Source organism: Antarcticibacterium flavum (assembly GCF_006159205.1).
GTDB lineage: Bacteria > Bacteroidota > Bacteroidia > Flavobacteriales > Flavobacteriaceae > Gillisia > Gillisia flava.
The window spans coordinates 1540555-1560750 of the sequence record NZ_CP040812.1 but is presented as its reverse complement, the minus strand read 5'-3'; the positions used below and the strand labels follow the sequence as shown (position 1 = coordinate 1560750).

17 protein-coding genes are annotated in these 20196 nt (G+C 34.7%); all 17 read right to left on the bottom strand.

The window, feature by feature from the left end; genetic code table 11:
- Positions 1-99 precede the first annotated feature (99 nt).
- Entirely contained in the window at positions 100-609 is a 510-nt protein-coding gene (locus tag FHG64_RS06435; RefSeq protein WP_139065648.1) for a hypothetical protein, read from the bottom strand.
- Positions 610-693: 84 nt separating this feature from the next.
- Complete coding sequence (locus tag FHG64_RS06430; RefSeq protein WP_139065647.1) at positions 694-2043, bottom strand: AAA family ATPase; 1350 nt, start codon at positions 2041-2043, stop codon at positions 694-696.
- A gap of 69 nt (positions 2044-2112) precedes the next feature.
- The gene (locus tag FHG64_RS06425; protein ID WP_317133592.1) at positions 2113-4695 is read right to left on the bottom strand and encodes a type I restriction endonuclease subunit R; all 2583 of its coding nucleotides are present in this window, start codon (positions 4693-4695) and stop codon (positions 2113-2115) included.
- The gene (locus FHG64_RS19880) at positions 4623-4994 is read right to left on the bottom strand and encodes a hypothetical protein (protein WP_317133591.1); all 372 of its coding nucleotides are present in this window, start codon (positions 4992-4994) and stop codon (positions 4623-4625) included. Before FHG64_RS19880 ends, FHG64_RS06425 begins: the two co-directional genes overlap by 73 nt.
- Positions 4995-5005: 11 nt before the next feature.
- Positions 5006-6235 (bottom strand): PDDEXK-like family protein, encoded by a 1230-nt coding sequence (locus FHG64_RS06420; RefSeq protein ID WP_139065646.1) that lies wholly within the window; start codon positions 6233-6235, stop codon positions 5006-5008.
- Positions 6236-6784, bottom strand: coding sequence for a hypothetical protein (locus FHG64_RS06415; RefSeq protein WP_139065645.1), 549 nt, complete (start codon positions 6782-6784; stop codon positions 6236-6238).
- A 2-nt stretch (positions 6785-6786) separates the two neighbouring features.
- Positions 6787-7698, bottom strand: coding sequence for an Abi family protein (locus FHG64_RS06410; RefSeq protein WP_139065644.1), 912 nt, complete (start codon positions 7696-7698; stop codon positions 6787-6789).
- 201 nt (positions 7699-7899) lie between these two features.
- The gene (locus tag FHG64_RS06405) at positions 7900-9057 is read right to left on the bottom strand and encodes a restriction endonuclease subunit S (RefSeq protein ID WP_139065643.1); all 1158 of its coding nucleotides are present in this window, start codon (positions 9055-9057) and stop codon (positions 7900-7902) included.
- Position 9058: 1 nt separating this feature from the next.
- Positions 9059-10621, bottom strand: a complete 1563-nt coding sequence (locus FHG64_RS06400; RefSeq protein ID WP_139065642.1) for a type I restriction-modification system subunit M — start codon at positions 10619-10621, stop codon at positions 9059-9061.
- A 64-nt stretch (positions 10622-10685) separates the two neighbouring features.
- Positions 10686-11630, bottom strand: coding sequence for a hypothetical protein (locus FHG64_RS06395; RefSeq protein ID WP_139065641.1), 945 nt, complete (start codon positions 11628-11630; stop codon positions 10686-10688).
- Positions 11631-11900: 270 nt separating this feature from the next.
- Complete coding sequence (locus tag FHG64_RS06390) at positions 11901-12581, bottom strand: hypothetical protein (RefSeq protein ID WP_139065640.1); 681 nt, start codon at positions 12579-12581, stop codon at positions 11901-11903.
- Between the two features lie 5 nt (positions 12582-12586).
- The gene (locus FHG64_RS06385; RefSeq protein ID WP_139065639.1) at positions 12587-13237 is read right to left on the bottom strand and encodes a hypothetical protein; all 651 of its coding nucleotides are present in this window, start codon (positions 13235-13237) and stop codon (positions 12587-12589) included.
- A 483-nt stretch (positions 13238-13720) separates the two neighbouring features.
- Positions 13721-14146, bottom strand: coding sequence for a BLUF domain-containing protein (locus FHG64_RS06380; protein WP_139065638.1), 426 nt, complete (start codon positions 14144-14146; stop codon positions 13721-13723).
- 564 nt (positions 14147-14710) lie between these two features.
- Positions 14711-14995: a hypothetical protein gene (locus FHG64_RS06375; protein WP_139065637.1), complete on the bottom strand. Its 285-nt coding sequence runs from the start codon at positions 14993-14995 to the stop codon at positions 14711-14713.
- A gap of 79 nt (positions 14996-15074) precedes the next feature.
- Positions 15075-16238: an exonuclease domain-containing protein gene (locus tag FHG64_RS06370; protein ID WP_139065636.1), complete on the bottom strand. Its 1164-nt coding sequence runs from the start codon at positions 16236-16238 to the stop codon at positions 15075-15077.
- Between the two features lie 130 nt (positions 16239-16368).
- Positions 16369-16581 carry a hypothetical protein gene (locus FHG64_RS06365; protein WP_139065635.1) on the bottom strand — a complete coding sequence of 71 codons (213 nt, stop codon included), beginning with the start codon at positions 16579-16581 and terminating at the stop codon, positions 16369-16371.
- Between the two features lie 105 nt (positions 16582-16686).
- The gene (locus FHG64_RS06360) at positions 16687-19965 is read right to left on the bottom strand and encodes an SNF2-related protein (RefSeq protein WP_139065634.1); all 3279 of its coding nucleotides are present in this window, start codon (positions 19963-19965) and stop codon (positions 16687-16689) included.
- Positions 19966-20196: the final 231 nt, after the last annotated feature.

The window sequence follows — 20196 nt, the reverse complement described above, 5'->3', positions numbered from 1 at the left end:
GATTAGTCAATATAAGAAATTAGTTTTTTTTACCATACACGAGGGTGGAGCAAAATATTTAAAGTTCGGAAAAGGGTTTTTTCATAGGGTCATTTCAGTTTATCCATAACAATTTTTAATTGTCGGGGTGGGCATTAGTGGGCGAATCATCAAGGTTTTGTCATTGAATTTAAACCGTATATTAATTAACGCTTCCATTTTTAAACCTAGATCTCTTTTGTAAATCTCTTTATTGGAAACAAAGAAAAGTTTTACATCATTATAATTAATTAAGAGTGGGTCAGCAAATTTATCGCTAATAAAGTCAGAAAGGGTAGTTTCAAATTTCTGCTCAATATTTTTCATGTCAAAATCCTTGGAGGAGTTGGCTTTCTTTAATTCGACTAGGGTTAAACCATGACCACGATTTATACATTCCCGAACTATTAAGCAGTCCACTGAGGGAGGTCTGAATTCAATATTTAAAGAATTATAAAATTTATCCACCTTTATTATTACATATGAGTCTTCAGAAATAGAATCATCAAAAGAAACACAAACTCCATTTTCAGAACAAGTCTCTTCAATAAATGATGAAAGCACCTCATGTTTTTCTATTTTATTTATCATTTAATCCTTCTAAAAAGTTTAATCTTTCAAAATATAATCTCTCTGAAACGTCTTGAAAATTTTCATCGTTTATTCCCTCCTGGGTCACCTGCATATCTTTCTTATCCCTGGTCCCTCTTTAGTGTGCACCAAATGATAAACTTTTACCTTATTTTCCTTTATATCTTTTTTAATAAGAAGATTGTTCAACTTATTAAACATATAATTACTGTGAGAGGTAATAAATATTTTAAGCTTCTGATTTGTAAGTTGCACGAACAGATCAATAAGTTTAACCTGTATCTCTGGATGCAAATGTGCTTCTGGTTCTTCTACAAAAAGAATATCATAACCGCGGGGAGCTGATCTTCTTTGGTAATATCCATCAAAGAAAAAACGATCCTGAGGATTTAAAGATGAATATTTATAGTTTAGAATGTGCTTAAAATAAAGAACTAACGGAGATAGTTCTGCTACCATAGAAGAAGCTTCAGATAAGTTCAATTCAAGATTGACATTTTGGGGTAAATAAAGAATCCTTTTTGTCTTTTCATCATACTTTACAGCCCCTTTTAATATTTCTTTTTCAAGAAAATTAATTACTTCGGTAAACTCTTTGTTGCTATTCTTTTTATCCACTGTAGAAAGATCAATGAAATAGTCAGATAAGGGTTCAGATAAAGATGGAAGTTCGATCGATTTATTTTGCATGAAAAATCGATTTTGGGTTAATTCCGCAATCATTGGAGTAAAGGCGCTTAAGGCTTGGTATAGACCAGATCTGCTAGCAGGTAAATAATATATATCTCTAATGTCATGATCTAATCGCTTTAGAATATTCTCTACATTTCCAATTGAAAATCTCACAAATTCTATTAAAAAATCATCTTCTTTTCCCTTTCCAAATTGCTTTTTATCATCACTGTAAAGAGAAAATTTTGTGGTTTTAGTATCCTTTAGTATGAATTCTAACTTATTTTTTTTAGATAAATATTCTAAATCTAAAGTTCCCTCGTCATCTGCAAAAATTCTTATTTTTTCAGAGTCTGATAAATAAATAATAAATTCAAAGTTTTTATTTGTAAATCTATTTTTAAGATTATGCAAGGATGAAAAAGTGTTCCGAAGTGAATTTTGTAAACCACTTAAAATAATTAACCTTAATTCATTTTCTATTAAGGTTTTGTATTTTAATGATAGATCTATCCTTTGTTGCTTCTTTCTATTTTTTAATGTGTTTTTAATAAATTTGTGAAAATCATTGGTATCCAAATCTCTGTAGTAGAAATATCTATTCCTAAAAGATTTATTTTTAATGTTTTTAATCAAACAATATATACCATAAGTTGCATATGATTTTCCGATAGCATTTTGACCAAATATAAGATGCAAATCTTTGTTTAGATCAAATTGTAATCTATCTATAGGTCCAAAGTTTCTCAATTCAATTTTCATCAATTTTTTTTTTAGTAAATAAATGTACTGAAATAGTTTTGGAATTTTTTATATTTACTTGTGAGTGTCCTATTTCTCACTAGGCCCCAACCCCCTCACAAACACCTCCACAAACACCTTCATCTTATTAATAATCCTTTCCCCAATCTCCCGTGCTTTTAGCACGCTGGGGCGGTTATCCAGACACTTGAAAATTTCATCCCGCAGGGGTTCGTGTTCGTTATAGATGTAGGCGTCTATTAATGATTTGAATTGTGCCTTGTCCAGGTTTTCCTCTTCACATAAATTCCCAAGGGCGAGCACTCGCTGGTCGCTCCAGTATTGTTCAAATTCATCGGGGATGGAATCTATGTCGGTGATCTTTGGCAGGTGCTCTTCTATGAATTTTTCTATCAATTCCCGTTTGCTACGCAGTTCTACATCTCCGGCGAGCATATCCAGGATTTGCTTTTTCTGCTGGGCGGCATTTTTGCCTTTGGCTTGTTTCAGCCCCGCGAGTAGTTTTAGAATGTAAGCCACATTCACCTCGTCCCGGTGGATCAATTCCAGTTCAAAATCCACATCGTCAAGGATGGAGGTTTTGTTCTTCTGGTGATCGCCTTTGGCTTTCTCGTAAAGATCCAGGTATTTGCTTTTGTAATCTTCAAAGGTCTGCTCATCCATTGGCACATCATCCCAGCTGAAATCGGCAAAGGAGGTTAAAACATTCTTTGCTCTTATCAGGGCGCGAAAAGCCTGCACGAATTCCAGTTCCTCTTCTTCCGAGGGTAAATTGTCCACGCTTTTTACTGTGGGTGCGATCTTGAGCAGGTCAATAAAAGCTTCAGAAAATTTCTCTGTGATCACTTCGTAATCGGGGAGGAGGATGTCTTCTTTGGCGTCTTTGTTTGAAAATAGCGCTATGGCTTCATCAGTGGCTTTTTTCAGGTTTCTAAAGGAAAGGATCTCTCCCTGGGATTTCTTCTCGTCCAGGATCCTGTTGGTCCTTGAAAAGGCCTGGATAAGTCCGTGGTGGCGCAGGTTTTTGTCTACGTACAACGTGTTCACTTTCTTGGCATCAAATCCCGTAAGCAACATATTGACCACCAGGATAATATCCAGGCGATCTTCGTCTTTAAAACCGACTTTCTCCCGCTCTTTCAGGCGTTTGCTGATGTCTTTAAAATATCCCTCAAATTGTTTGCTGTCCCGGGTGGAGAAAGCGGTGTTATACATCGCGTTGTAATCTTCAATAAACTCATCCAGCTTTTCCCGGGTGTGGCTGGTTTTATATACCGGAAGTGCATCGGCTGCCATTAGCTGGTTATCGGGCAGCAAGCCCTGCGCTTCCTCATCTTCTTCGTTGGCTCCATAAGTGAAAATGGTGGCCACTCTTAGATCGTGCTCCCCGGCAGCTTTCTTCCGTTGAAAATGCTCGTAATAGGTGATAAGGTTTGGAATGCTGCTCACTGCGAAAATGGAGGAGTATTCCCTGTTCTTGGTCTTGGTGTCGTGATATTTGATGATATAATCAGTGATCTTTTCCAGCCTTTTAGAGCTGTCAAGAACTTCCCGGGTATCTATGTCTTCTACTTCAATATCTATAAACGTATTGCTCTTTTGCTTATACCTGCCAATATATTCTATGCTGAACTTTAAAACATTCTGATCCCTGATAGCATCTGTGATCACATATTTGTGCAGGCACTCTCCAAAAAGGTCTTTTGTAGTTCGTTTTCCCAGGTCATTCTTCGCTGCATTATCTGCAAAGATTGGTGTTCCGGTAAAGCCGAACAGCTGAGAATTATTAAAGAAACTGGTGATCTTTTTATGCGTATCCCCAAACTGACTGCGGTGGCATTCATCAAAAATGAAGACAATACGCTTGTCCTGCAAATGGTCCATTTTAGACTGATAACGGCCGGGGGAGATGGCATTGTTCAGCTTCTGAATGGTTGTTAGGATGAGTTTGGTGTCATCGCTAAATTGCTTTACCAGGGAAAAGGTATTATCTGTAACATCAACAGAGTCTTTCTTGAAGCTGTTGAATTCCTTCATCGTTTGGTAATCCAGATCCTTCCTGTCCACCACAAAAACCACTTTATGCACCTCCGGCAGGTCCATCAGCAACTGACTCGCTTTAAAGGATGTCAATGTTTTTCCGGAACCGGTGGTGTGCCAGATGTAGGCATTGTCCCCGGAGGTCTTCACCTGATTGATTATCGCCTCTGCCGCATAGAACTGATAGGGGCGAAGCACCATCAAAATTTTATGGGTCTCGTTAAAAACAATATACTTAGCAAGTATTTTCCCCAGGTGATCCGGGTTTAGAAATGCAGTGGTAAAATCTGTAAGTTCTTTTATGTTTCTGTTCTGCCTGTCGGCCCAGAAAAAGGTCTGCTTAAAAGTGAGGGTTTGCAGCGGATTGTTGGAAAAGTATTTCGTGTCCACTCCGTTACTTATTACAAACAGCTGCACAAAATTGAACAGCCCGTAATTATTCCAGTAGGAGTGGCGCTTATAGCGGTTTATTTGTTTAAAAGCTTCTTTGAGTTCGAGTCCGCGTCTCTTTAATTCGATTTGCACCAGCGGCAAACCATTTACCAGCAGCGTGACATCATACCGGTTTTTGTAAGTTCCTTCCTGGGCGATCTGGTTGGTGACCTGGAACAAATTCTTTGTCCAATCCTCATTATTAAAAATCGAACATAAAAAGAATCTTCATTGTCCCGGGTGAGCTGGTACCGTCCGCGCAGGGTTTTTCCTTTTTCAAAGACATTGCCTTTGGCGAGATGATTTAAAATACTGCCGAATTCCTTTTCAGAAAAAGAAGTGTTGTTAAAAGCCTCCAGCTGACTTTTAAGATTCGCCAATACCGAAGCCTCAGAATTCACCTGCACTCTTTCGTAGCCCTGGGTCTCCAGCTGTTTGACCAGGTTGTTTTCTAATACTGCTTCAGATTGGTAGCTCAAATCCTTTTTATTTAGTTTAAAGAAACTTGAGTGCCATTTACATTATTCGTTAGATGCACTTTTTTCAAAGGCTCTTCACAGGCTTTTGCCAATTCCAGAAATTTTTCAGAGAGATCTAAAACAAGTTCTTTTCTTTTATTCTCAATAAATAAAACAGCACGTGCCTCATCATTGCTGAAATGAAGGACAGTTTTATAAAACGGCCACACCTTATTCGACTTAAAGCCTTCCTGTAGAAATTCTACATTAGACAGTTCATCATTTAGTTGTTTACGATTACAAACCTTTTCATTTCCAATAATTCCATAAATACTATCACTCCAGGGAACCTTTGACTGTCCTTCAAGTTTTACATATACATTTTCCGGCCAATCCTTATGACTAATATAAAGGCCTGTCCAGGCTTCTTCCAAATCATCATAGACCTCTACTGACCATCCATCCTGTAATTCTTTTTCGAGCTCACCTTTTATTTCATTTAAAAAGAGTTTAGTATATTCTAATTCAACTGTTTTTAAGTTTGCTGCAAGGGTTTTAGTCGTGGTGTAATTTTCAGCAATAAGCTTTTGGATTTCCGCTGCCATTTTATTATCGGTAAGTTGGTTAGTTAATTTTTTGATGAGTATGATATACTGCTGGATACTCTCTCGAATAATTGGAAGATTACAGGCTTCTTTAGCACATGCCGTTAACCAATCTACTATATCATCGGCATAACTCAAAAGATGAAAATTTTCTCCAGGTTTCAAATCTCCCCGGCTCTCTTTTCCTGGCTCTTCTCCTTCAAGAGTAAGATAAAACACTTGGTTCTTATCTTTATTATGATTGCAATATCGTTCAATTTGTACATTCTGATCAGGGGCATAAATTTTATTCTCGATACAAATTGAGGAATTGTTTTTATCCCAAATATATATATCGATTCTACCGCCTATTTTTTCATTATCATTCCTCTCTCCCACATATCTTTCTAATTTTACCTTAGTAGATTCCAGGTCAATGTGTTTTACATCAATAACATCAAAGAAAATTTTTAGAAATGTACTGCCGAAATTATGGGAGCCTTCGGGATCCAATAATTCTCCTAAGAAAGCAGAATGAGTTGCATTTTCTTTAGATTCCATTTTAAGGATGGAAAAGATGTTGAAGTTTTCTCCTTTTAAAGTGGAGATTTCCTTTTGATGCTCAAGAACACGGGAAGCTTCGCTAATTAACTTAAGACAATTTCTAGTATTTTCCATTTATCTTCGTGTAAATATTTCTAATTCCATTTCTGCTAAAGACTTATCGGGATAATTTTTAGCCCTCACGGTTTCAGCGAATTCAATAACTTTTTGATAGTCTTCTTCATTTTCAAATTGAGTCCAGGCTTTTAATTCAATTTTAGGTATTCCTGAATCTTTAGCTTCTTCATTTAGTTTTCCCTGTATTAATCGATCTACTGGAAAATGTACCGGTACTGTCTTTATTTTTCCAACGCACCAGGAATATTTAAGATAGAGATTGAGAAGTTTTTGAGCTACTCCAAAATTAATTTCAATAGGAGCTACTCCAAATTTTGTATTTCTTGAAAAGATTACTAAAGAATGAATGTTTTCTAGATGCTTTTCCTCAGTTACAGTTTTATGATATTGCTCTTCAACAAGTTTTTCTATTTGATCTCTCAAAGCCTGCCGGAATTCTTTTCTAACTTCGGTTGTTACCTTTTTTTCTTTGTAAACATTGGCTCGTTGAAAACCACCACCAAATGTGAGAATCCAGATTTCGTTATTTAAAAATTCTGCTTTCATTTTTAATTTCTATTTACCCAAAGCGGTTCTTTCTCCCAGTCAGTTTTCATCCCCAGTGCGTTAGGATCAACATTGGGATATTTTTCAAAAAGTGCACTTAGCTTTTCAGTAAAATGATTTTCAGGTTGTACTACATTGAGCATATACTTCATCAAACAGAGGTGAACATACAAATAAAGAAATTCGTGCTGTTTCGGTACATCAGAAATCCATTCAAAAGGAGGTTTGGAAAGAAGTTTTGGAGCTCCGGGTAAATTTTTGTTCCATAATCTTGAATGATGAGCACAATAATTTCTAATCTGTGAAATACTTTGTAGCCAGCTTGGGAGGTAGGTATGATTTACCGCTCCATATTCCTGCGCAATAATGTCCTTGGACTTTATATTGTTCTTCAAATTACCATATAATTTGGACAAGGCACCCAAACTTGTTTGCTCTAAAGATTTCCAGGCAGGAGGAAATCGTAGATCGTCTTTATGTTTCTTGAGGTGAGATTTAATAGTGATATCTTTCGTGCGGTTTATTTCTTCTTCCAGGTTTGCCAGAGTCTTAACTAAAGCCCTGCTATCCTGAAACAAATCAAAATTTTGAAACCACCAGGCATCAAACTCATGCGAAAGATGGTATATCATTTTGGTTCGAAGGCTTATTTCTAATTTTTCGATGACATCGAATAACAGGATTCGTAATTCCCGGTCAAAGTTGTAAAGAGCGATAACATCTGCAAACTTGCTATTTGGTTTGAAGGTATGTGCAACTTTATCATCCTGCATTACATACCAGTATTCCCCAAGCCTGTAGTAGCTAATATGGGAAAGGAAATGTTCAGCCCCATCCTCAGGGTTAATAATTAACCCCCGGGATTTAAGCTGCTCAATTTGTTCCTTTATTGTAAATGCTCTTTTAACAAACATAGATTTATAAAATAAAAAACCCCGCAAGGCCAGACCTTGTGGGGTTTAAATATAATCTCTTAAAAGCAAAAGACACACCCTGGGACGCTGTTCTTATGGGTAGCGTGGTGTGTACTGTTGCAGCAAATATACAACATAAGTCGTAATTTTCACGACTTTTTTGCTCCTTAGTATTCATTTTATTTTTCAGTTCTAAGAAAATCATACAAACATTTGTTGCAACAGCCCTTTTTTAAAGCTTTGCGATTTTTCATTTTGCTGCGAAACTGCTTCTATTTTTTCATCAATGGCAGATAAAAATTTCGCTATTTTTTGTTGTTCTTCAATTGAAGGAAAAGGTAATTTTATTTCTGAAAAATATTTATAGCTAATCATTTTACCATCTCTAATCCCTTCCAGGTTTTTCTGTAGTTGTTTGATGTAGAATGGGGTTTTTAAGTACAACTTATAAAAAGTTTTATCTACATTTTTAGAATTCGCTCTTAAGACTATATATGCCGGACTGCAAATTCCGTGGTAATCAGAATATTCAATTCCACCTTGAAAGGTCCTTAAGCTTATCACGAAATCCCCTTTTTGAACAACTTTATAACTTTCTACACTTTGTTTAGTTACAGTGATTTTATAATTGATCAAGTCCCTTGGAATTGCACCTTGATCTTGAGTAATAGCTAAAATGGGCAAATCTGAATTGTGATTTTTATCAGAAATATTATCAAACAGTTTATTACCATTTACCCATTTCCACTCCGGAAAATCCTTCCCATCCTCATCCTTAAACCTTATATCCTGCGAAAACAACTGCTGCATCACACCTTTTTTATAAGTTTCCAGCAATTCTTTTTTACGGGTCACCTGTTGGAGCTTAATATTTACGACCGAAAAGAAGGATGTGATTTTTTGTTGCTCTGGGAGGGATGGTAAAATAATTTTAATGGATTTAATTAAACCGCCGGTAATTAGAGGTTGACCAGAACCGAAAATTAATTTATTTAAGTTGAAATGCATAAGAAATAATTCAGCAAATTTTGGAAGGAGCTTATTTTCTTCAGGGATAAGCACCAAAGTATTATCTGTTACAGAGAATTTTCCTATAACTCTTTGAATTTTACCTGCATTAGCTCCTACACGTGCAATTAAGATAAATTCGCCATCGTGAGTGAAATATGAACAATTTCCTATTATTCCTGTCGAACCAAAAACTGGATATTTACCATTATCTTCCGGCTTGGTTTTTCCAGAAGAAATGGACTTTATAATTTTCCCCAGTGGAATTTTAATCCAATTACTTTCAAATTCCCTAAATCTTAATTGTGGAGCTATTTTTTGTTCCCTATTTCTTTCTACTTCTGTCTCCATCTTAAAAAGGTTGTTCAATTCCTAATTGGTTACAGAAATCGGCTATTTCAGCATCTGTAGTTTTAATATCATTTTTCAGCCCTTTTAATTCAGCAGAAACAGCATCAAGATCCACTGGCTCTTCTTCCTCAAAAGTATCTACATAGCGGGGGATGTTCAGGTTATAATCATTTTCCTTTACTTCGTCTAGTGATGCAACAAAGCTGTATTTATCAATGGTGGTTCTGTTCTTATAGGTGTCAATGATCTTCTCCACATCCTCTTCCCGCAGGTAATTCTGGGTTTTTATCTTTTCATAGTGTTCGCTGCTGTCAATGAACAAAATGTCTTTGCTGTGCTCCCTGTTTTTCTTCAGCACCAGGATACACGTAGGGATTGAAGTTCCATAGAAAATATTGGAGGGTAAACCTATTACCGCGTCCAGGTAATTTTTGTCTTTTATCAGGTATTTACGAATATGTCCTTCCGCCGCGCCGCGAAATAATACCCCGTGAGGTAACACACAAGCTATAGTTCCTGTATTGGAAAGCTGGTGTACCATATGCTGCACAAAGGCAAAGTCAGCTTTAGTCTTTGGTGCGAGCTTTCCGTAAGGGGAGAAGCGGTCATCACTCATAAACAGCGGACTCGCGCTCCAGTTGGCAGAGAAAGGAGGATTGGCAACTATGGCTTCAAACTTTTCCTCCAGATGCTGCGGGGAAGGATTCTCCAGCGTGTCCTCGTTGTGGATATCAAATCGTTTGTAATGCACATCGTGCATGATCATATTCATCCTGCATAGGTTATAAGTGGTAGGATTGCTCTCCTGTCCAAAAAATGCTCCTACATTTGCTTCCTTTGAAACACGGAGCAGGAGGGAACCCGAGCCGCAGGTGGGATCGTATACATTTTTGATCTGCTCCTTTTCAATCGTTACCAGCTTCGCCAGGATCTTACTTACCTGTTGAGGCGTATAAAACTCCCCGGCCTTTTTTCCGGCACCGGAAGCGAATTTACCAATCAGGTATTCATAAGCATCACCCAAGACGTCACTCTCTGTATTCTCCAGGTCAAAATCCACCTGGTCCAGGTGAGTGAGTACTTTTACGATAAGTTCGTTTTTGGCTTCTTCAGTCTTTCCAAGCTTGCTGCTTGTAAGGTCCAGGTCTTCAAAAAGATTTCCGAAATCTTCCTCACTTTCGCTACCCATTGTGCTTTGCTCAATGTTGGTAAGCACCTTTGCAAGGTCGCCGAGAATGAATTTGCTTTTTCCGTTCCCGTTCCCACGACGGGCGAGTTCGCTAAAAAGTTCAGACGGTTTCAGGAAATATCCCAGGTGCTCCAGAGCATCATCTTTCACCGCTTCGAGATATTCTTTTTCCTGCGGGTGGCCTTCCAGTTCGTGGAAAGTTAAATTATCAGGTTTTAGGATCTTGTTGGCGTGAAGTTCCATCTTCCTGCTCAGGTACTTATAAAATATAAATCCTAATATATAATCCCGAAATTCATCGGCCCCCATTTTTCCGCGGAGCGTGTTGGCGATATTCCAGAGTTGTTGTTCCAGTTGTTGCTTGGATTGGGTCATTTCTTATTTGAGGTAATTAATAGGAAGTCTGCTTCTGCCATATAAGAGATTCGTGGTTTGAAATTTATAATTTACGAACTTCTAATTCTTTATACAGTTCCTTTATCTGTTTAGATTCTTTCGGATATTCTTCTTCTGCAACTTTAGTCAATGTATTTAAACCTTCTAATTCATCTGTATAAATGAATTCTACTTTGTTTAAGCAATTAATTATATCTTTATAAACATATTTAAAGGTGAAATGATTGTTTGAATCAAAAAGAAATATGGAATAATCAAGATAAGCCATTAATGCAATATTACTATTTCCTTTTAAAGCGGCAATTTCAGCATTATGTTTTAAAATATCCCTTTTAAATTGATTAGAATGAAATTTTAATTGCTTTTTGTTTTCCTGGTTAATACCCTTTAATTCTTTGTTTATTAAATTTACATTTGCTTCAAATTGTTTTTTATAATTTTCGATTTGAGATTGCAAATTTTCATTATAAGATTTTAGAAGATTTTGATAATTTGTAATAGCTACTTGGTTCTCATCTTTTAACTCTTTTTTCGATTTAGTAGAAACTTTCTTTAACTCATTTATTTTTTCCTTTATTTCATTTTCTAAAGCTCTTTTAAACTCGTTAAAGTCATTAAAGGTTTCGGCGGACAATTGATTAATGTTTTCTTTAATTTCCGTATGATTTTCATTTTTTATATCTGTGGCTTTATCTTCCAGATTATTTAAAAGGTCTTTCACTTTTTTCTCATTGAACCACCAAGTACTACCGAAAACTAATAAAACTGCAGCTCCTAAGCCCCCTAATGCATAAAATATTGTAGATAAAATTGCGGTATTTGAGTTAATTTGATTTTCGTACAACATTTTATATGCCTGTGCTTCAGTTAAGCTTATTGTGTCTCTATTCTTTAGGATTTGAGAAAGTGAGTCGCTCTGGGAATAAGAAAAAATGGTGATGGACAAGGAAAATAGAATTGTACAAACAAAGGTTTTGAAATTTCTCATTTATTTTTTATTGAATAACGTCTAAAACTAGAACTGCACGGAGTGCCTGAAAATTTTGTTCCAGTTGTTGTTTGGATTGCGTCATTTGTTATTTGGGGTAATTAAAAGGAAGTCTGCTTCTGCCATATAAGCGATTCATGGTTTAGAATTTCAGCTTCCAGAGTGTAGGGACAATGGAAATTGTATGTGATTGTAAATCTAAATATTTTCTTAAAGAATTAAATGTCCTTTGACCTAAAATGTTTAAAAATCCTCCCTTCAAAATAACCTTTATAGAAGTTTTTGGATTGACTCCAGACTGGAATGTAATAAAGATGGAATTTCACCGCTGGTAATCTGGCTGTATTTTACACTGTTTAAACTAGAAACATCCACGGCTATACAAAAATCTGGCTCGATGATATAATTTTTGGAATAGTTGCTAAATAAATATTCATTTAAAGCTTCTGTGAAAATTCCTATTTCACCTGGATTAAAACCATCTTTAATTGAAACAAACCAAATAGCCCCAATTTTGTCTTCATTATTTTCTTTATAGCTGTAAACATGTTGCGGGCGTATTTGGAGCGGAACACCTTTTATTTTAACTATGGATTTTTCATTAGGTTTCGCTTTATAACTTAAAGTGCTTTCAGGTTTGTAAGAAGTAAAATCGAAATTTTCAAAGTTGTGGAGTATTTCAATATTTTTTAAATACATTCCTTTTGATGTCTTCGCCTGAGCTAAATTATACCTACCAAGTAGATCATTTATTTTATCAAGAATAAGTTCCTTTTCTTCTGTTTTGAAATATTTACTAATTGCGCTAATTGAGGTGGTCCAATAGTTTCCTCCTTCCGAATTTTTTTCCTTAATTTTCGGTGTTTTTAAGTTTTTAAGGAGAGTTAATTTTGAGGAATCAGACTTTTTTCTTCTAAATTCTATTATTTTGGCTGTGGGAAACTTTTCCATTCTAATTACTCCAGCGTTGAACCATCAGTGAATATAATTTTCTCAGGCGTCCATACAACCTTGAGATCTTCCATTTTTTTACTTCTCAATCTGCTGTCTTCATCCATAAATTGGTTGTAATCTGTAGTATAGGTGCCACGGTAAGTTTCACCGGCAATAATGGGATCATCAACAGTGAGATTTATGGATTTAATTTCAGTATCAAATAGGTCATTTATTACCAGTGAACCTTTAAAGGCCCGTATATCTTTATCTGAAGTGTTTTCGAATGCAAGGCTATAGGTAAGATATTCCTGATATCTTCTTTTATCATATCCTTTATTATACATAGCTACAGTTAGGACAGATCCTAAAAGTTGTCTTTTTTCCTCTTCTTCCCTCCTTGTTCTTTCTGCCAGTTCCTCCTGTTCTTTTTTGTAGTCCCTGGCTTCATCCAGTATTTCTTTGTATGTTTTACCTTCCAGGTCCTCACCTGAAAGCTTTGATTTTACAATCCAACCAGCAAGAAGCTCTGCTTCTTTTTCATTGAGGTTGCCGCTTTCTTTTAATTCTTTGGCATCTTCAGCCAAAGTTTCTTCATTATATTCCTTTTGAAGAGGATTTGAACAGGAATAAAAAAGAAAAATAAACAGGGGGAGAAAATAAAGTTTTTTCATTTTTGCTGAAATTTTAGATTATTCTTCTAAAATACAATGTATCAATGGTTGTTAATTACGGTTTTCCGTAAAGACGATAGATTTATCTGTGAATTCAGGAAATAATTTTCCCAATGATGCCAAAAAAAGGTGTGAACACTTTTTATAAGTATCCACACCATAAGAACAAAGGTAGGGCCTTGCCCGAATATTAAATGTTGAGGTATAAAATTGTAATAAAAAGACTTGTGGAGGGTAGTAACAAAACAAATGGTAGAATTAAATAAGGGGGTATTTTTTTCATTATCTGTACTCCGAGGGAATTGAATTTTACCAAAACTATAAACTATTAATATAATCACCATGCTAAAGTTTGTTTTTAACAAAACATTAATAATCAGAAGATTGCAGCTGGATGTTATCCTTATTTTTTATTTGAATTTTTTTAAAAATTTAAAAGTGCAATAAAACTTCATCAATCCTCAATCTCCTTTCCATTTGCTCTTAATAGGTGCTTGTGTTTTGTTTATTAGCCGTTTGAGCAAATGCCTTGAGGATCTCTTTTACTGCATTTGAAGTAGGTGTCATCCTCGAAACCAAATGCTTCATTGATTTATCGATATTTAAAGGATGGAACGTGAGGTCGCAGATTAAAAAAATTGGTTTAGCTATTGTAGAAATTTCAATGGCATTTTTGAAAACAGTAATAATTTTAGAAAGTATTGGATTTTTTTGGAGCTTCTTATATGCCAATTCCACTGTATTTTTTTCTCCTTCCAGCACTAAGAAAATATTTCCCTCAGCAAAAACTAATAGGCCGTTAAGGCTATTGGATCTATTCTGGAACTCTAAATTTTTTAAAGCTTCCTTTATTTCAGGATACAGTATATCGCTCGGTACGGTACATAATAAACTAAGAGAATAAAACATTTGTAATAAAATTTGTGCTTAAGAAATTTTCATTTCACCCCTTGAGCTGAAGGTAAAAACTTGAAAAAATTACTGCTGCTAAGTTATTTTAAGAACAATAAATTCCAAGTAACTATATGTTAGCAATACTGACATTGAAAAGCGAATATTTTAATATAGGTAGTTTTTAATTTGTAGGAATTTTCTACAAATTAAAAACTATTTTTTTTATTAATTGCTAATCATCGGTTTTTATTGGTTTTTATCTGGTTTAAATAATGGCTAATACAGTTTTTCTTTAATGTTATTTTGAGTGGGGGATGACGAAAAACGATTATAAGGAAGGATTGGAAAGTAAAGAATTATCACTAGGTACAGGTAGAGCTTTTTATATAAGAAAGCAACAGCTTAAGATTTACAGGTAAGAAAAAATAGTATCAAAATTTTTGCCCTCATAATGAGTAGAAAAAGCTGTAATTATTGAAGGAATGACCAATTAGATTACAAGATGATGGAATTTTTGGTCAACTATAATTAACAAGATTAAATATAATTTTACTCATAATTCTTTCTACCCAAAATAATTTATTCTGGATTTTTACCTTTTGAAGCACTTTGGACAATATTTGTTGATTTGTTAGTTACCAGTGTAACATCAATATCTTTATAGTAAACAACCCATTTTTGGTTGTTAGTTCCATTTAATGTCTCAGGACTTACCTCACTGTAGCCATACGCAATGTCAAAAACATCCATCCCAATTAATGAAGAGACCTCGTGTACTTCTCCATTAGCTGTAGTGAATTTTTCTGCGTCACAACTTAAAGTTATTAGAATAGTTAACAGAAAGAAAAGTTTTTTTAGGTTCATAATTATAAGTTTATTTTGATTGTTTAGACAGCAGGGTTATTTAAACTGTGACAATATTCCTTTAAGGCTATCCTCATTCTTAATTCGCGGACTTTTCTTTAAGCAAATTAAAATCTGAGTTTGACAAAATTTTGATGTTGCAATTCTTTTTTGAATTGAGTTCATGAACTTTTTGAATTTTTGCCCAGCCGTAATCTGCTCCAATGACTACAAAATCAACTTTACTGGTCACACCAGATTTAATTACTCCTCCATTACTTATAATGAACTCTTTACAATCATTTCTATCCTGAGTTAATTCCCCGGAGAATAAAAATCCCTTATTCGAAATATCTATGTTTTGGATTTCTACCTTTGAAATTGAATATTCCTGGATTATATCAATGTTGTCATTTTTGACCTCTGTAGAAACCTGGCTTTTCCTTTGCTTTTGAATTTCCTCTTCATGATTTAGTTTTCTTATTAATTTTTCATAACCTGGATAAATGTCAATAAGCTCATTAAAGATAAATGCACAGGTTTTGGCATCTGAAACCGGGTCGTGGAGGTTCTCTATTTCAATTTCAAATTTAGCAGCGAGATCTTCAAGTTTCTTAGGTTGTCCACTTTTTTCTGCTAGATGCATAGTGTCAATATAGCTTATATCAAAACCGGATATATTATAATGCTTAAATAGGTTTTTCAAAATGCTCAAATCCATACTCGCATTGTGAAAGACAATAAGGCTGTCATTTAAGTATTTTGATAATTCATTTTCCCATAGTTCATCAAAATGTTCCCAATGATCAACATCTTCCTGGCAAATACCGTGTAAGTTTATATGGAATGGAGAAAATTTTTCTGTGATGGGTGGTTTAATATTGAAGCTTACTTTATGTGCTATTTTATAATCTTTTATAAATACTAATCCAATAGCGCACGCACTTACTCTGTTTTTATTTGCTGTTTCGAAATCTATTGCGATGTAGTCAAACTGGTTATCAAAGTACTCAGGAAAACAATGCGGATTTCTAAATTTTCCTGTTTTTATTTTTTCCTGTATGGCCTGCTTATACTGAGATTTGAATTTTATGTTATTCTTTTTCACCGCGGCACACCATTTTTCTAAATGTGGTGGGTATGCGGTAGCGACAAAATCATAAAATAAAAATTCGTTATCAGTATGGGGATTTACTCCGGCAATAGCAATATTAACCGAATCGTTTTTAAGTTTGCTTTTTTTAAACCAATTGAACATTGCCATTTAGATTAATTTGGAAAAAAGGGACAGAATCATCAATAAGAAAAACTTCTTTTATGTTCTACATCACAATTCTACAAATAATCTTTCAAAATGAAATGTGGTTATCCATAATGCACATTACATTTTAAAATTAGAAGGGAGGATAATTTAATCTTCTACGTTCTATTTCTTTTACCAAATATGGAATTAATTTGTCTTGTTTTTCCAATTTAGATTTTGATAGAATTTCCAAAATCAATACAGAAGAAAGAGAGTCGAGTACCTGTTGGATTAAAACCTCAGGATCATTTTCATATTTTTCAGGATTATTTACTATATCCAAAAGACGGGCCCAGTTTACCATTTGCTTATAATTTAGTTCAACCGATTTGAAAATGACTACTTAAGCTGTCTGTGAGGTTTACTCAAATTTTAGCAGAATTGTGATCCCACTAATTATACCTAAACATTAAATAGCCTTACAAATATCATTACCCTTAACGGGCACACCAACAATACATGAAGCTATCTTATGGTCGATTTCCTCATACTGAGGTGCATTTTCAAAAATTTCTTGCAGTTGTTCTTTATCAAAGTTAATTCTTTTTACTTCAGCAGTACTTTTCAAATTATTCAAATTGTAAACGTGCCTGCTATTTCGACTTTTATTTCGCTTATCATCTAAATAAGGTTGTAAAATCTTTATCCAGGTTGAGGCAAATTCATCAAGGTTGACAAATTTGTTTTCCTCATTAAATAGTTTTAGGAGCTGTTTAATTATTCCTTTTTCATATTTATCAATATTTCGTGGCGTAATTTTGTGGGATAGGATATGTCTCGCCACATCCAATGCCCGCCTTTTTTTAGGAGCTAGTAAATCAAATTCCTTTTTCCTAAGTATGTTAAGGTAGTATTCTAAATAATCATCGTTCCATTCAACTTTAACTTGTTTAGTTCCTATATGCTGTCTAAGTAGACCACATATTTCCTGAAATTCTGTAAACACTGTTTGCTTATTTTCGGCATCAATAAAATACCATTTTGGGCTTTTTGCTTTATCTCCCCGTACTGCTATAAAACACCATTTTTTATCACTTTTTAAAAAACTCACTCCTGTTTTCACAGAGGCTTTTACATTTTTATACGAATTGTATTCTTCTTCTGAAATTAAAGGATTATCACCTTGCTTTAAATCCAATATGGGTTGGAAACTATCGTTAATGCCTTCCCAGGAATCATCAGCCAATTCATAAGCTTCATATTCTTTTATTATGTGCTTTATATCCTCAGTTTCAGAAAAATGTTTAAATTTAAGGTTGTCCGGTACTTCAAAATTTGAACCTATAGTATCGTGCACCAGATCTGTTAATTCAAAAAGACGCTTATCTCCTTTTAACGAAAATTCAGTGCTGTCATCTGGCCAGTACATTTCGATTTCTTTGAAAGGAGTATCCATTCGGTCAATTCTGCCAAATCGTTGTTCAACAATTCTTATTACACTTGGAAGATCCAGTAAGGTAACCGCAGAAGCTTTTTGGAGGTCAACTCCTTCTGACATTTTATCTGAGCATAAAGCTATAATTTCTTGGGAATTTTTGGAGGTTAGTTTAAATTTTTCCAACACTTCATCGCTCTCCTTCCCGGTATCCCCAGTGGCTAGCAATATTTTGGCCGAGGGCTTAATTCCTAATATTTTATATTTTAAGTAATGAAGGGTAATAACACAATTATCAAAAGCTAATATTTTTTCGTGATCTTTAAGTTGTCTTATTAATTCCTTTGCTTTGCCGTTTTCCCTTGCGGGAGATAGTTTTTTTACTAAAGCAGCTATTCTACTATATAACTCCCGCTCTTCCTGGCATGCTTTTTTGTATTCATTTTTATCAACCATCCATTTTGGCCATTCGCACTCTTTAAAATCTTTATGGATATATGGAAGTCTGTTTTTTGAAATTAACTTATCAATCTCATCCAATTTTATCTTGTTTTGGGCAACTTTGATACAATCGAATCGCTCCCATTTTTGCAATTCTTCCATTCCTATGATGTGCTCCAAAAGAGCTACTCTTGATGATCTTAATCTATGCCGTATTACATAAATTGATAAAAACTTTGAGGCCGTTAATCGTCTTTCTATATAGCTCTGCCGTTCTTCTTCTTTAAGTTTGAATTTAGGTTTTTTAGTTTGTTTGAGGTAAGTTATTCCTTTTATCCTAAGACATAAATTATTTATTTGTTCTACAATTTCTTTATCCTTTTCCGTTTCTAACGTTCGATATGTTTTTGCTATCTGGGTTGGAAATCTACAAGTATTACCCAATGCATTTTCATAAAGGGCAGGTTCCTTAGCTATCTGTTCGTTTATAGACTTTTTAGTTCTTCTTACGGTAAACTTACTTACAAATTGTTTTAATATTTCAGTGTCTCTAGGGTTTTTAAGATCTGGGCGAAGTTTGAGGTTTTTAAAAGATTCAAAGCTCTCATCATCTAAATTATCAAGGTCCAGAAGCTCTACGATTTTCAAAAGGTCATCAAGTTTTTTATTAATTGGTGTGGCAGTTATAAGAATTTTAAAATCTGCATTGTTTCGTCTTATTGCAATACTTCTTTTAGAATTTATATTTAGATAATTGTGGGCCTCATCAATAGCCAGAATGTTCGCAAGCTTCAATTCACTTTCTGCAATTTTAAGTTTTTTGAGCCTTCCATTGCTCAAAGTACCATTTGAAATTTGATTGTTTGAAATAGTGGAAAGTTCTTGAAATTCTTGTCTCCATTTGTCCATTACAAGGGGCGGACATACAATTATAGAATTTGCTTTTTCTCTATTGCCGGTTTCGTAAAGCCAGCTTTCCAATGCTAAAATTATTGTGGAGCAAAGTTTGGTTTTTCCCGCCCCTGTTGGATCAGCTATTAAAACATTGGAATTCTCCTGAAGAATTGTCATCGCTTGTGCAAGACCTCGCCATTGAGTGGGCCATAATTTAGTATTACCCAATTTGGCCATTAAGTTTTTATATTCTGATAACCAACCTCCGTCTAATATCTCAGATATTGCTCTGGCCAGAGCATCTCTCCAATCTACCTGTCCAATCAAAGTTTGAAGCAAGTCAACCAATTCATTATAATTATTCGCCTTGATGTAGTAATTCTCAGCTATTGTTTTAATCGCATCGTATTTATTTTTCTCTTCATCAATCATAACTCTAAGGTTTGCCTCAGTTTGCTTTGTTAAACCGTTTTGACTGAAATTAGCGGAGCCAATCATCGCTGTTGAATCTCCTACATAAATTTTGGCGTGAAGCTTGTTAAAAAACTTGAACTTGATTATTTCCTTATCAATTTTTGAGATTAAGCTAATTACACTTCCCCCTTGCAAGATTGAAAGCCCTTTCAATAACCAGTATTCTTTTATTTCCTTATCAAGAGGTCTTACATGATACCGTTTTCTTCCTCTAAAATTTGGGTCAAAACCTAAAACTACTTTAATGGTTTTCCCCTCTGTTAAGTTATCAGTCTTTCCAAATTGATCTATAAGGTAGGAGAGCGAAGTATATCCTGTCAGTATTATAAATGATCTAGACTTTGACAAATCATTTAAAAGCACACTTTCTACTGTTCGAGGTGGATAGGGTAGATTTATCGGGAAATCTTCTTGATTCGGCCAGCATAGATAAGGATCAGGAAGAGAGTCAAAATCCAAAAAAAATTGCTGGGTATCAAGATTAATATTTGGAGCTTTTGACATTAAAAATTTTTAATTTCATTTGTGCCTTAAATTCAAGTTGTTTTGGATACAACACCCCTATCTAATAAGTGTGTATATCTAGGACATCTTTTCAATATGTCTAATATATATTTTTAATCTAGAGAATGCAAGTGCCTAAGAGGCAGTGGGATTGGTATTCAGGCCAAATTATTAATGGATGAGGGAGGTGAACTGGGCTAGAATAGGTTAACTGTTCAGTTGTATCCGGTT

What these genes read in the sequence shown, in the direction of transcription:
- FHG64_RS06420 (WP_139065646.1), bottom strand. Translation starts at nt 6,235, where the DNA reads ATGGAAAATACTAGAAATTGTCTTAAGTTAATTAGCGAAGCTTCCCGT.
- FHG64_RS06415 (WP_139065645.1), bottom strand. Translation starts at nt 6,784, where the DNA reads ATGAAAGCAGAATTTTTAAATAACGAAATCTGGATTCTCACATTTGGT.
- FHG64_RS06395 (WP_139065641.1), bottom strand. Translation starts at nt 11,630, where the DNA reads ATGAGAAATTTCAAAACCTTTGTTTGTACAATTCTATTTTCCTTGTCC.
- FHG64_RS06370 (WP_139065636.1), bottom strand. Translation starts at nt 16,238, where the DNA reads ATGGCAATGTTCAATTGGTTTAAAAAAAGCAAACTTAAAAACGATTCG.
- FHG64_RS06430 (WP_139065647.1), bottom strand. Translation starts at nt 2,043, where the DNA reads ATGAAAATTGAATTGAGAAACTTTGGACCTATAGATAGATTACAATTT.
- FHG64_RS06400 (WP_139065642.1), bottom strand. Translation starts at nt 10,621, where the DNA reads ATGACCCAATCCAAGCAACAACTGGAACAACAACTCTGGAATATCGCC.
- FHG64_RS06385 (WP_139065639.1), bottom strand. Translation starts at nt 13,237, where the DNA reads ATGAAAAAACTTTATTTTCTCCCCCTGTTTATTTTTCTTTTTTATTCC.
- FHG64_RS06380 (WP_139065638.1), bottom strand. Translation starts at nt 14,146, where the DNA reads ATGTTTTATTCTCTTAGTTTATTATGTACCGTACCGAGCGATATACTG.
- FHG64_RS06360 (WP_139065634.1), bottom strand. Translation starts at nt 19,965, where the DNA reads ATGTCAAAAGCTCCAAATATTAATCTTGATACCCAGCAATTTTTTTTG.
- FHG64_RS06435 (WP_139065648.1), bottom strand. Translation starts at nt 609, where the DNA reads ATGATAAATAAAATAGAAAAACATGAGGTGCTTTCATCATTTATTGAA.
- FHG64_RS06410 (WP_139065644.1), bottom strand. Translation starts at nt 7,698, where the DNA reads ATGTTTGTTAAAAGAGCATTTACAATAAAGGAACAAATTGAGCAGCTT.
- FHG64_RS06365 (WP_139065635.1), bottom strand. Translation starts at nt 16,581, where the DNA reads ATGGTAAACTGGGCCCGTCTTTTGGATATAGTAAATAATCCTGAAAAA.
- FHG64_RS06390 (WP_139065640.1), bottom strand. Translation starts at nt 12,581, where the DNA reads ATGGAAAAGTTTCCCACAGCCAAAATAATAGAATTTAGAAGAAAAAAG.
- FHG64_RS06405 (WP_139065643.1), bottom strand. Translation starts at nt 9,057, where the DNA reads ATGGAGACAGAAGTAGAAAGAAATAGGGAACAAAAAATAGCTCCACAA.
- FHG64_RS06375 (WP_139065637.1), bottom strand. Translation starts at nt 14,995, where the DNA reads ATGAACCTAAAAAAACTTTTCTTTCTGTTAACTATTCTAATAACTTTA.